Consider the following 11,610-nt stretch of genomic DNA (forward strand, 5'->3'; position numbering starts at 1 on the left):
CAGGGGCCGCCACCGGGGACGGCCCCCGCCCGGCTTGCTGGGTCAGGCCCGGCAGCCGACCGGATGGTTGATGTCGAGCACGAAGCGCTCGGGGGAGTGGAGCGTGAACGACTTGTAGCTGGGTTTGGTGTCGAAGGCCGCCCCGATGGTCACCACACCCTCGAAGTCGCCGGTCAGGGCGACGCCCTTGAGCGTGGGCAGATGGATCTTCAGAAGCTGAGGGCCCTGGTAGACGGACCGGCCGGACTCGTCGTGTGCGGCGGCGGGGGAGAACCTGATCTCCAGGAAGTACTTTCCGGCGAGCGGAACCCGCTGGCCCGAGCCGTCGTAGTCCAGTGCGCCGACCGGTGTCACGGTGACCGGGGGCATCGCACCCCGGACGTCGACGACCAGCCGGTCGAATGAGGCGTGCCCGCCCCAGCGGACGTCGACCACCAGGGCGGTCGAGGGCGGCGTCGTCGCCCGGGACCGATCGGTGGAGGCGCCTGCGGGGATGGTGGCACCGATCCCGGCGGCCAGAAGTATGCCGGCGGCCACGGCCGCGAGGCTCTGACGGTGAAGCATGACGTCCCCCAATTCCTGCTGCTACGGGGACAGTGGTGTCACTGGGAAAGACATCCACCACAACGATACGGTTCCCGGTGTTTTGAGGGGAATCGAGCGATATGTACTCGGTGTCATCTGGGGCGCAGGCCGTAACCCCCGGGCTCCTCGACAGTTGACCAGGGCATGAAGAAGCGCAGCATGCTCGCCATCGCCTCCCTCGCCGCCGGTGTCGTCACGGCCCTCGTCACCCCGCCGCCGAACGCGTCCGCGGCCGACCACGGCGCGACCGGCACCACCGGTCTCCTGCAGAACGACAACCCGGTCGCCCCCCTCGTGGACCAGACCGCCCCGCTGGTGACCGACAGCCTCCCCCAGGCCCCGGACACCGGCGGACTGGTGTGACGCTCCGATGGGGCAGCCCGTGTGCGCGCTGCGTGAGCGGGAATGACAGGATGTCCTCATGAGCAACAACGTTTACTTCGACATCACGATCAACGACGAGCCCGCGGGTCGCATCGTCTTCAAGCTGTTTGACGATGTCGTCCCCAAGACGGCGAAGAACTTCCGTGAGCTCGCCACCGGCGAGCACGGCTTCGGCTACGCCGGCTCCCCGTTCCACCGCGTCATCCCGCAGTTCATGCTCCAGGGTGGCGACTTCACCAACGGCAACGGCACCGGTGGCAAGAGCATCTACGGCGAGAAGTTCGCGGACGAGAACTTCACGCTGAAGCACGACCGGCCGTACCTGCTGTCGATGGCGAACGCGGGCCGCAACACCAACGGCTCCCAGTTCTTCATCACCACCATCGTGACCGACTGGCTGGACGGCAAGCACGTCGTCTTCGGCGAGGTCGTCGAGGGCCAGGACCTGGTCAAGAAGATCGAGGGCCTCGGCTCCCGCTCCGGCGCGACCAGCGCCAAGATCGCCGTCGCCGCGTCCGGCGTCGTCGAGGCCTGAGCAGCACCGGTCCACGTACACCCGCCCCCCTGTGGGGGGGGCGGCCGCCCGCCCCCGCGCATCACGCCGCGGGGGCGGTCGGCCGTTCAGGACTCCTCGCCGGCCTCGCCGTAGCGGCGCTCGAACTTCGCGATGCGACCCTCGGAGTCCACCGTGCGCGCCTTGCCCGTGTAGAACGGGTGGCTCTCCGACGAGATCTCGACGTCGACCACCGGATACGTGTTCCCGTCGTCCCACTCGATGGTCTGCTCGCTGGTCGCCGTGGACCGGGTCAGGAAGGCGAACCCGGCGGAGCGGTCGCGGAAGACCACCGGGCCGTACTCCGGCTGCTTGTCCTGCTGCACTGTTCCTCCTCGGGCTGCCTGCTGATGGGCCAAGCCTCGCCGGGGCGGGCCCGGCCGACCAGTGCCACGGGGCCGACCGGGTGAAGGGCTCACGGAGCGCTGTCGGTGGGCCGTGCGACGATCCAGAGCATGATCGTCTCGCTTGACTCCCTGCTGCCCGCCGCAGGCACGCACCTCTCGACCACCTACGCCGACTGGGTCGCCGCCAACGACCCGGACGCGGCCGGGACCGCGCGTGACCTGGTCGAGGACATGGGATCCGAGCTCAACCGGTCCTGGACCGAGCCCGGCCGGTTCGTCGACACGATGGCGGCGCGGGCGCGGCGGCTGCCGCCGGCGCACCTGCCGTGGTTCTGGGACACCGTGGGCCACCGGCTGATCGGTTACGGGAACCGGCCGGGCGGTCGGGCCTACGTGGCGGCGCGAGCGGCCGAGGCCCGGCACGGGCTGCCGGTGGACCCCGGCTACCGCCGGGCCAACGCGCTGCTGTTCGCCAAGGGCGGGGCCATGCCCGCGAAGGAGTTCGGCGCCCATCAGCGCTTCCTCGCCGAGACGTTGGAGCCGGCCGCGGCGCACGCGGCCCTGGACGCCTTCCTGACCGCGTGGGCGGAGTCGCAGGCGGACCTGCCGGCGGATCTGGTGCGCCGCGTGCGGGCCTCCGCCAAGGCGGCCGCGCACGGGGACGAGGAGGTCGCGCGGCTCGTGGGCGCGATCCTGTCGGTGACCCGGAAGAAGTCGGTGGCGGACGCGCTGCTGACGGCGGCCGCCGCGGTCCTTGAGGCCCATCCGCCGACGGACACGGTCGCGGCCGGGCTCGTGGAGGTCTTCCCCGACGGGGTCACCGACGGCGGGGCGTGGCTGCGGATGCTGATCTCCTGCGGCGCGGCGGAGGCGATGGAGTCCGGGCGGGTGGTGCCGGAGGGCGGGCTGCACCACTGGGTCGGGAACTTCGTGCGCATGTACCAGTACGCAGCGCGGTCCGGCGGCGGGGTCGGGCGGCAGCCGCTGCCGGCGGAATCCTCGACCTGGTGGGCCGGTTGGGGCCGCGACTGCGGGCCGGGGGCGCGCCCCGGTGACGCTGCACACCACCCGCCCCGCTCGCGCAGATCGCGAGCGCGCTGGTGTGGGCGTGGACGGACCGGCCCGTCGGCGATCCCGCCGTCGCCGGAGCGACGGCGCTGTACGAGCGGCTGCGGACCGAGCTGGACCGTCCGGAGCTGCTGCTGGGGCTGTCCGGCGGGCGGGTGAACGACACTCCGGAGCGGCTCGCGGAGCGCTTCGGCCCCGGGCGGCTGCCGGTGGCGAAGGGCCGCCGCAAGGCGGAGGGGCCGGTGCCGGTGACCGCGTACGATTCCGGACCGCTGGTGGTATGTGCGCCCGGCGGCGCCGCCTTCCTGCGGCCCGCGGCGGTCGCCGACCCCGAGGCATGGCGGCGGGTCCGCGCGATCACCGATCTTGCCGATGAACTGGACCAGGTGGCGCCGCTGCTGGTCGGCGGCGGGCTGGACCGGATGATGCACCGGGCCCTCTCGGGGGCCGTGCCGACCGGCGCGTACGAGGCGGATCCGCGGCAGTCCTGCCCGGAGCTGACCACGCGGGTGGCGGGGCAGCTCGGCGTCGACGCGGACGCGGCGGCGCTGTACCTCCAGGTGGCGACGCTGGCCGCGCCCACCGACCGCAATGTGCGGCGGTGGAACGGCCGGTCGACCAAGCGGCATGCGGAGGTCCGGGCCGAACTGCTCGCCACCGGCGCGGTGGTCGAGGCCAAACGGGCGCGGGCGGGCCGGACCGTGTTCCTGCCCGGTGAGTGGACCGAGCTGAAGGCCCCGCACCTGCCGCTGGAGACGGTGAAGCTGGCGACGTACGGGGTGCGCCCGCTGTGGGGAAGCGAGATCCGGGCCCCCTTCGGTCGGATCCTGCCGACGGCGCCCCTGCACGAGATGTTCACGGCGGCCTGGGAGCGACTGTCCGCCGAGCGCGGGGGCGGCCGCTAGGGGCCGGTCCGGCGGGTCGGCCCGCTCAGGTGGGATGCGCCCAACGGGCGGCGAGGAGCAGGGCGATGTCGTCCGGCCGGTCGGTCGCCTGCCGGGCGTCGCGGATCAGCCGGTCCGCCGTCTCCCCGAGCGGGATCGACCCGGTGACGGAGAACGTACGGCGCAGCCACTCGATCCCCTCGTCGATGTCGGTGCCGGGACGCTCCACCAGGCCGTCGGTGAACAGGGCCAGGACCGCCCCGCGCTCCATGTGCAGGTCGGTGACCGGATAGGTGGCGTCGTCGTCGATTCCCAGGACCAGCCCGCCGGGCAGCTCCAGCACCTCCGTCGTGCCGTCCGGGCTCCGCAGCAGCGGCTGCGGATGCCCGGCCCGGACGGCCTGGGTGGCGCCCGTCGCCGGATCGAGGACGACATAGCAGCAACTGGCGAACTGCCCCGGATCGAGGTCGATCAGCAGCCGGTTCGTCCCCCGGACCACTTCCTCCGGCGGATGGCCGCCGAGCGCGAAGGCCCGTACCGCGCTGCGCAGTTGACCCATCGTCGCCGCGGCGGCGACGCCGTGCCCCTGGACGTCGCCGACCACCAGCGCGAGCAGCCCCCGACCCGTCTCGATCACGTCGTACCAGTCGCCGCCCACGTCCATGCCCTGCGTGCCGGGCAGATAGCGCGCCACCGTGTCGACCTGCTCGCGGACCGGCAGCCGGGCGGGAAGCAGGGCGTCCTGCAGCCCGCGGGCGAGGGCGGCCTCGCTGTCGTAGCGCCGGGCCCGCTCCAGCGCCTGGGCGATGAGCCCGGCGAGGGCCGTGAGGACCGTGCGCTCCTCCGGGCTGAAGCCGCGCGGCCGGTCGAAGCCGAGGATGCACGAGCCGACGGGCCGGCCCGAGGCGATCAGCGGCAGAAAGGCCCGGGCCCCGGTGAGCGCGTCCAGAGGGAGTTCCGGATAGGCCTTGCTCATCTGGTCGATCGACTCGAAGAACAACGGCCGGCCGGTGGTGAGCGCCTCGACGCCCGGCAGCCGGGCATCGAGCGCCACACCGTCGAAGGGCTCCAGGAACCCGGGCGGGAAGCCGGTCTCCCACGCCAGATAGAGATGACGGTCGCTCAGCAGGTAGATCGCCAGTTGCCGGCCACCGAAGGCGGGTAGCAGCTCGTCGGTCACCACGGCCGACACCTGGCGGGCCGTCACCGCCTCGGTCAGGGCGATGGCGAGCGCCACAGGCCGGTACAGCGCCGACGCCCGGTCCGCGGGGGAGCCGAGTCCGGTGTCCGGGTGGGAGATCGAGCCGGGCTTGTAGGCGGGATCGCCCTCGGGGAGCAGCACCATCGTGACGCCGTCGTGGCCGGGATAGAGCGAGACCGAAAGCCACTCCCCTTCGGGGGTGTGGGCCAGGAAGTGCACGGGCTCGTCGGAGAGCAGCGCGGCCCGCAGATGCTCCTCGTAGGCGGGATGGCCGAACCACGGCAGGACCTCCCACACGGTCCGCCCGGCGAGCGCCGCGCGGGGTTGGCCGAGGAGGGCCTCCATGAGGTGGTTCACGTACGTGACCCGGCCCAGGCGGTCGATCGCCAGGATCGCCCGTGGCAGCCGGTCGGTGGCGTCCGAGCCGACCAGACCGGTGCCGAGATCGACCAGTGAGCCCGTCAGGTGCCCGGGGCGATCGCCCGCGGCGCGGGCGGAGACCTCGAGGAGATGGAGCCCGCCGTCGGGCGCCTTGAGCCGGATCCGGCGCGCCACCTGCGCACCGGACTCGGCGGCGCTGCGGGCCATCGTCCACAGCGCGTAGCTGTCCTCCGAAGCGAGGCGCGCCGTCAGCGCGTCGATGGTGCCGGGGAACGAGTCGTCATCGCCCAGGATCGCCCGCAGGCCGGCGTCGGCGGTGACGCTGCCGGTGGCCAGGTCCCAGTCGAAGTAGCCGATCCGGACCGGCTTCGTGCCGCCCGAGGGAAGCTGGACGCACACCGGTTCACCGGGCCACTCGACGGGGTCGCCGGCCTCGGCGAGACCCGCGAGAGCCTCGCCGAGTCGGCGCGCCTCCCGTGCCATCCGCATCCGGTCCCGGGTGTTGACCGGGACCCCGGGGCTCGGTGCCCGCAGCACCACGAGCACCCCGAAGCGTTCCCGGCCGCTGACGATCGGCGCGTACAGGGAGGCGAAAGGGAACGGGAGACTCGCCACGAGCTGCGGGAACTGCCGCATCGCCTCCTCGACGTCGGCCAGGTGCACCGCCTGACCCGAGCGGTGCACCTCGGCGATCGGGAACGGGCGGTTCACGTGCATGCGCCACCAGGGCCGGAACAGCGGGCCGGGGAGCCCGGCGAGCACCGCCATGCGAAGCAGGCCGGGTGTGCCCGACCGCAGGTACACCCCGCCCGCGTAGCCGCCTACCGCCTCGATCGCACGGAGCACTGCCTCGGCCATCACCAGTGGCAGCGCGTCGAGCAGCCGCCCGCCGGTCTCCGTGCTCCCGGGCGCGTCCCCGGTTCCGGCCGACGGGGCAGGTCCGGCCGCGCCGTGCGACGTCACACAGCCAGCATGCTCCCGGACGAAGGGGCCCCGCATCTCGGCCGGTCGCGCGACGCACCGGCCCGGACACGCCCGGTCAGCTCCGATCGCGCCTGGCGCGCAGCCGTGAGCCGCGGCCGGGACTCGGAAGAACGGGGGCGGGCGGGACGGGTCTGCGCGAGCATGGACGGGAGAGAGGCAGGTGTCATGGAGCCGTCCGTGCTGACAGCGGTGGTCGCGGCAGCGGCCCTGGTGTGCCGGGCCGCCGTGCTCGAGCTGCGCGAGCCCGGTACGGGCCGTCGCGCCTGGGCCTTCGCCACCGACCGGCGGGCGCTGGGCGCCGGGCTGGGGGCCGCACTCGCGCTCGGCGCCGTGGGCTGGGCGACCGTCGGCGGCGCAGAGGTGGTGGTGTGGGCCGGCCTCGCGGGGGTTCTCGTCGCCTCGCTGACGGCCGAGCGGCGCCCGCCGGGGGAGTGAGCGCCGGCCCGACGGGGGCGGCTCGGGAACGCGGAGTGCGAGGGGGACGGCTCGTTGCGGGCACCGGGATGCCGCACGCGTTCCACAGTGCGTCGACCGCACCGGGGATGGGGAAGTAGGTTCGGTTCCCGCACCGGACCCTGACGAGGAGCAGCGACCGTGACCACCGACCCCCGCATCGGACCTCCACACCTCGGGAGCGAGCGCGACACCCTGCGCGCCTTCCTCGACTACCACCGCGCGACGCTCGCCATGAAATGCGAGGGGCTCGGCGACGACGAGCTGCGCGAACGGTCCATGCCCCCGTCGACGCTGTCGCTGCTCGGCCTGGTCCGGCACATGGCCGAGGTGGAACGTGCCTGGTTCCGCCGGGTCTTCGAGGACGGCGAGGCGCCGATGGTCTGGTCCGACAAGGTCGACTTCCAGGCCGCCTACGACGCGAGCCGGTCCACCCGCGCAGAGGCCTTCGCGGCCTGGGAAGCAGAGGTCGAGAACTCCCGGCGGATCGAACGCGAGGCCGCGTCCCTGGACCTCGTCGGACACCAGCCGCGGTGGGGCCAGGACGTGTCGCTGCGGATGGTGATGGTGCACGTCCTGCTCGAGTACGGACGGCACAACGGGCACGCGGACCTCCTGCGCGAGGGCGTCGACGGGACCGTCGGCGCCTGAACGGTCCTGAGTGGTCCTACGCGCGGGATCCAGGGACGTGCCCCGGCGCTCGGCGATCACGGCCGCACGGGTGTCGTGGGCCTCGTTGTCTCGGCACAGTAGCCACGCGAGTTCGGCGAGGGCGCGGGCGACCGGTCGCCACACCGCCTGACCCCAGTGGCCACGGCAACCGGCCGGTGGGACGCTGGCAGGAGAAGCCGATCGGCGCAGGAGTGAGCATGGGCGCAGCCCCCGCCGCGCGCGTGGACGAGGCGGCCTTCCAGGAGCTGGAGCGATCCTTCTCCGGCAGGCTCGTCCGCCCCGACGACCCTGACTACGACGAGGCCCGGCGCATCTGGAACGGGTCCATCAGCAAGTTCCCCGCCCTCATCGCGTATTGCACCGGCGTCGCCGACGTCGCCGCCGCGCTGGAGAGCGCGACGCGCAGTGGCATGCCGGTCGCGGTACGGAGCGGGGGCCACAGCTTCCCGGGCCAGTCGCTGTGCGAGGGCGGCATCGTCATCGACCTGTCGGCCATGGACGGGATCCGCGTCGATCCGGTGAACCGTACGGTCAGGGCCCAGGCCGGAGTTCTCCTGGGAGCGCTCGACCGCGAGACGCAGCACTTCGGGATGGCGGTGCCCGCGGGGATCGTGACGCACACCGGCCTCGCCGGGCTCACCCTCGGCGGCGGGATCGGCTGGCTGATGCGCAAGTACGGGCTCACGGTCGACCAGTTGCTCTCCGCCGACATGGTCACCGCCGACGGCACCTTCGTCACGGCGAGCGCCAAGCACGAGCCCGAACTCTTCTGGGGCCTGCGCGGCGCGGGCAGCAACTTCGGCGTCGTCACCGAGTTCGAGTTCCGGCTCAATCCCGTGGGGCCCACGGTGCTCGCCGGACCGATCCTGTGGCCGTTGGAGGAAGCACCGCACGTGCTGTGCTTCTACCGGGACTGGATCACCGACGTCCCCGACGAGCTGACGACCATCGTCGTCCACCGCATGGCACCACCTCTCCCGTCGATCCCGCCCGAACTGCACGGCAGGCCCGTCATCGCGGTGATCAGCTGCTACGCCGGGGACATCGAGGCGGGCCATGAGGTGCTGCGGCCGCTGCGGGAGTTCGGGACGCCGCTGCTCGACCTGTGCGCTCCGAAGCCCTATCTGCAGCACCAGTCCATGTTCGACCCGTCGTTCCGCCATGGCTGGTGGTATTACGTCCGGTCCTGCGACATCGAGCGGCTCAGCGACGAGGTCATCGGCATCAGCGCGGCGCATGCCCTGGAGATCACCTCCCCGCTCTCGTCGTGCAACATCTTCCACCTGGGTGGTGCGATCGCCCGCGTGGGTGAGGACGAGACCGCGTGCGGCGGGCGGGGCGTCGGCCACACCTTCAACGTCAACGGCAACTGCTTCGACGCCGAGGGCTTCGACGAGGCGCGCACCTGGGCGCGCGAGTGGTGGTCCGCTCTGGAGCCCTACCACGCCGGTGTCTACGTCAACTTCCTCATGGAGGAGGGCGCGGCCCGCGTCCAGCAGGCGTACGGGGCCGACAAGCTCCGCCGGCTGCGTGCCCTCAAGAGGGAGTACGACCCGGCCAACGTCTTCCACTCCAACCAGAACATCGCCCCGGCGGACTGACCTCACCTTCGTGACCGTCGTGGCCGGGCGAGTGTCAGTGCCGGGTGCGATGCTGCCGGGTATGGACGAGCTGATGAGAGGGCGTGTGTACGGCGCCGACCATGACGATCCCGATCCGGGCCCACGAGCCGGGCGCGTCTACCGCGAGCTGGTGGCAGGCCCCCTCGACGGCCTGCTGTTCGACGTCACCGGCTGGACCGCGAGCGAGCTCGAGGAGGGGGCCGCCCTCGCCACGGAGATAGGTGCCTACGGCCCGGGCGGCCACGCCCGGTACGGGCCGCGGGAGGGCGACGCCGTGCACTGGGACTGGGAGGGTGACACCCGCTAGCTCCGGTCGCCCTCGGGCCAGGGGAAGCCGAGCTGCTCCGCGTACTCCCGGCTTCCGCCACCGACCCGGGCGGAGGTCTTCGGGTCGGTGGTCTCCAGGCGTCGCAGGGCAGCGGCCGCCCGCAGGTCCGGGGGTGTGCCGTCCTCCGGTAGATCCCACAGGAACTGTAGCCACGGTCCGTTCGTGTCCTGCTTCCCCGTGGCGAAGCCCGGGCGGTAGGTGAAGGACAGCACGGTCGTGTCCGGATCGTGGAAGTCGGTTCCCACCCACCCGAACCGCGCGTCCCAGCGGGTCAGGAGATCCGGCCGGTCGCGCAGCCCCGCGGCGAGGAGACGTCCCGTGATCCGGGCCGGCCACGCCCAGGAGTGGTCGTTCTCGACGCGCGTGATCTCGGCGTCGTAGGCGGCGGCGTCGAACCGGTACGCGGGGAGCTCCGGCTGCCCGCGTCGACCGGCGGCCGTGCGGCGCCAGTCACGCCAGACGACCTCGTCCCCGTCCCGCTGCACGGTGACGTAGAGCGCCCCGCAGCAGCCCTCGGTGCAGTACGCCTCCGCGAGCTGGACCTCCCGTGGCTCGGCCGTCGCCCGCAGACGTCCGCTGTCGAGCAGATACTCCGGCGCGTGGCCGGGGCCCTTGCCGAACGCCCCCGGCACGAGCGGGCGTCCGTCGATCAGGAAGCGGGTCTCGGCGCAGTCGGGGTCCGCAGGGTCCCGTACGGCGACCTCCACCCGGAGCCGGGGCGAGTCCGCAGTGCGGCCGAAGGGCTGCCGCGCCGTGCGCCGGATCCAGTGGGTGCGGCGGCGCTCGTCGGGGTCGTCGGGTTCGCGGTCGGCCATGGCCGCCCACGCGGGTGCGTGCAGGACGGACTCCAGCGTGTCGAGGAGGGCCTCGCGTCGGCCGGGCGGCCAGGGGAGAAGACAGCTGGGGCCGCTGTGCAGGTCGAGGGCGAGCGAGAGCAGGGTCGCGCAGTGGTCCAGGGTCGGGGCAAGGAGGGAGGCCCGTACGACGACGGCCTCGTAGGCGGTGACGGCCTGCTCGTAGGAGAGGATCTCCGGGCGGTAGTCACGCTGGCTCGTCATCCGGGACAGCAGCCTGGCCGCCGTGGCCAGGATGTCGGCGTCGACCGGGTCCTCGCGGAGGACGTCGGCGAGCCGTACGGCCTCCGCGATCATGCGGGCGGTCTCCGGCCCGACGGCGCGCGGGTGGCGGGGGATCGCCACCAGCCGGGCGCGGGCCGACTCGTCGTCGTGCACGGTGAGGGCGTCGACCAGAGGGCGCAGTTCACGGTCGTTGACGCGCACGGCGAGCCAGACGAGAGCGGCCGTGGGGCGGTCGAGAGGCGTGAGGGCCTGCACGGCCGTGCCCATGAAGTCGCGGAGCAGGCCGAGCGTCCGGAGGTACGGGACGTCCTCCGGTTCGCCGAGCCGGGCCAGGAGGCCGAGGCCGACGCTCACGGCCTCGGCGCTGGCACCCGTGCGGGTCAGTCGGCGGCCGAGCGCACGCGCCGCCGCCTCGTCCGCCAGCGGCAGAACGCGGACGACGCGGAGGACGTGACGGTGTCGTACTCCCAGTTCGTGCAGATATGCGTGCACCGCGTCGGCGGCCCGGCCCGTGTCCGGATCTGTCACGTAGGTGGTGAGGGCGTCCGCGAGGGCCTTGAACACTTCCTCCCGGTCGAGAGGGGAGCGTCGCCTGGGCCGCTGGGGCTGGTCGGGAAGGGGGTAGCCGCCTTCGGGGAGACGGCCGTCGGGCTCCGCGCCGTGCAGGCGCAGCGCGTAGTCGTACAGGGAGGGCCGGGGGGTGAGCGCACCGCGCTCGTCCGGGGCGCTCACAGGGCGGAGTGGGACTCGATTCCGTAGGTCATACGGGGGATCCTGCCAGCCTCGGCCGGTCACGCGCGAGCGAATTGACCGGGCCCACGGGATCACGTGCCGCTGTCCTCCGCGAGCGTGTGCGCGACAAGGGCGTTGGCGTGGCCGTGCCCGAGCCCGTGCTCGGCCTTGAGCCAGGACACGAGCTCCATGTGCCTTCTTCTCGACCGAGCCGCGGGGGCGCGGCCGCCGGGTGCGGCCCGCCCGGGGGGGGACAGACCCCGGGGGGGGGGGTTGTAGCACCGAAGGCAAAGGGGCCCGACACACAACACCGGGAAGGGGGGGGGCCGGGGGGCGC

At 73.0% G+C, this 11,610-nt stretch carries 12 protein-coding genes and 1 pseudogene; 8 read left to right on the top strand and 5 right to left on the bottom strand.

The genetic code is table 11. From position 1 onward, the window contains the following. Positions 1 to 42: 42 nt before the first annotated feature. Complete coding sequence (locus ACFV9D_RS25620; RefSeq protein WP_385150636.1) at positions 43 to 564, bottom strand: hypothetical protein; 522 nt, start codon at positions 562 to 564, stop codon at positions 43 to 45. Between the two features lie 165 nt (positions 565 to 729). Between ACFV9D_RS25620 and ACFV9D_RS25625 the strand changes: the two genes are divergently transcribed. Together ACFV9D_RS25625 and ACFV9D_RS25630 are read left to right on the top strand one after the other, a co-directional pair. Continuing rightward, positions 730 to 948 (top strand): hypothetical protein, encoded by a 219-nt coding sequence (locus tag ACFV9D_RS25625; RefSeq protein WP_385150639.1) that lies wholly within the window; start codon positions 730 to 732, stop codon positions 946 to 948. A 58-nt stretch (positions 949 to 1,006) separates the two neighbouring features. After that, positions 1,007 to 1,504, top strand: a complete 498-nt coding sequence (locus ACFV9D_RS25630) for a peptidylprolyl isomerase (RefSeq protein ID WP_385150642.1) — start codon at positions 1,007 to 1,009, stop codon at positions 1,502 to 1,504. Positions 1,505 to 1,590: 86 nt separating this feature from the next. Here the strand turns inward: ACFV9D_RS25630 and ACFV9D_RS25635 are convergent, their stop codons facing one another. Further along, complete coding sequence (locus ACFV9D_RS25635) at positions 1,591 to 1,848, bottom strand: type B 50S ribosomal protein L31 (RefSeq protein ID WP_385150646.1); 258 nt, start codon at positions 1,846 to 1,848, stop codon at positions 1,591 to 1,593. A gap of 129 nt (positions 1,849 to 1,977) precedes the next feature. Between ACFV9D_RS25635 and ACFV9D_RS25640 the strand changes: the two genes are divergently transcribed. Further along, complete coding sequence (locus ACFV9D_RS25640) at positions 1,978 to 3,096, top strand: hypothetical protein (protein WP_385150649.1); 1,119 nt, start codon at positions 1,978 to 1,980, stop codon at positions 3,094 to 3,096. Beyond that, positions 3,093 to 3,842, top strand: a complete 750-nt coding sequence (locus ACFV9D_RS25645) for a hypothetical protein (protein WP_385150652.1) — start codon at positions 3,093 to 3,095, stop codon at positions 3,840 to 3,842. The genes ACFV9D_RS25640 and ACFV9D_RS25645 overlap by 4 nt, the downstream gene beginning before the upstream one ends. Positions 3,843 to 3,867: 25 nt before the next feature. Here ACFV9D_RS25645 and ACFV9D_RS25650 read toward each other — a convergent pair whose 3' ends face one another. Then, positions 3,868 to 6,366 carry a SpoIIE family protein phosphatase gene (locus ACFV9D_RS25650; protein ID WP_385150655.1) on the bottom strand — a complete coding sequence of 833 codons (2,499 nt, stop codon included), beginning with the start codon at positions 6,364 to 6,366 and terminating at the stop codon, positions 3,868 to 3,870. A gap of 198 nt (positions 6,367 to 6,564) precedes the next feature. On the opposite strand from ACFV9D_RS25650, the gene ACFV9D_RS25655 reads away from it, so the two are divergent. The 4 genes from ACFV9D_RS25655 (at position 6,565) to ACFV9D_RS25670 (ending at position 9,441) form a co-directional block, all read left to right on the top strand. Next, positions 6,565 to 6,822 carry a hypothetical protein gene (locus ACFV9D_RS25655; protein ID WP_385150657.1) on the top strand — a complete coding sequence of 86 codons (258 nt, stop codon included), beginning with the start codon at positions 6,565 to 6,567 and terminating at the stop codon, positions 6,820 to 6,822. A gap of 159 nt (positions 6,823 to 6,981) precedes the next feature. Further along, a complete protein-coding gene (locus tag ACFV9D_RS25660; RefSeq protein WP_385150660.1) occupies positions 6,982 to 7,491 on the top strand; it encodes a DinB family protein in 510 nt (169 codons plus the stop codon). 218 nt (positions 7,492 to 7,709) lie between these two features. After that, positions 7,710 to 9,113, top strand: a complete 1,404-nt coding sequence (locus ACFV9D_RS25665; RefSeq protein ID WP_385150663.1) for an FAD-binding oxidoreductase — start codon at positions 7,710 to 7,712, stop codon at positions 9,111 to 9,113. A 61-nt stretch (positions 9,114 to 9,174) separates the two neighbouring features. Beyond that, a complete protein-coding gene (locus ACFV9D_RS25670; RefSeq protein WP_385150667.1) occupies positions 9,175 to 9,441 on the top strand; it encodes a hypothetical protein in 267 nt (88 codons plus the stop codon). Here the strand turns inward: ACFV9D_RS25670 and ACFV9D_RS25675 are convergent. Then, positions 9,438 to 11,273 (bottom strand): hypothetical protein, encoded by a 1,836-nt coding sequence (locus ACFV9D_RS25675; protein ID WP_385150669.1) that lies wholly within the window; start codon positions 11,271 to 11,273, stop codon positions 9,438 to 9,440. The genes ACFV9D_RS25670 and ACFV9D_RS25675 overlap by 4 nt on opposite strands. A 92-nt stretch (positions 11,274 to 11,365) precedes the next feature. Further along, positions 11,366 to 11,470: pseudogene (locus ACFV9D_RS25680) on the bottom strand (DUF4287 domain-containing protein); the annotation flags it as partial. Positions 11,471 to 11,610 lie beyond the last annotated feature (140 nt).

The sequence above is a fragment of the Streptomyces sp. NPDC059875 genome, from assembly GCF_042731085.1.
In the GTDB taxonomy this organism is placed as follows: domain Bacteria; phylum Actinomycetota; class Actinomycetes; order Streptomycetales; family Streptomycetaceae; genus Streptomyces.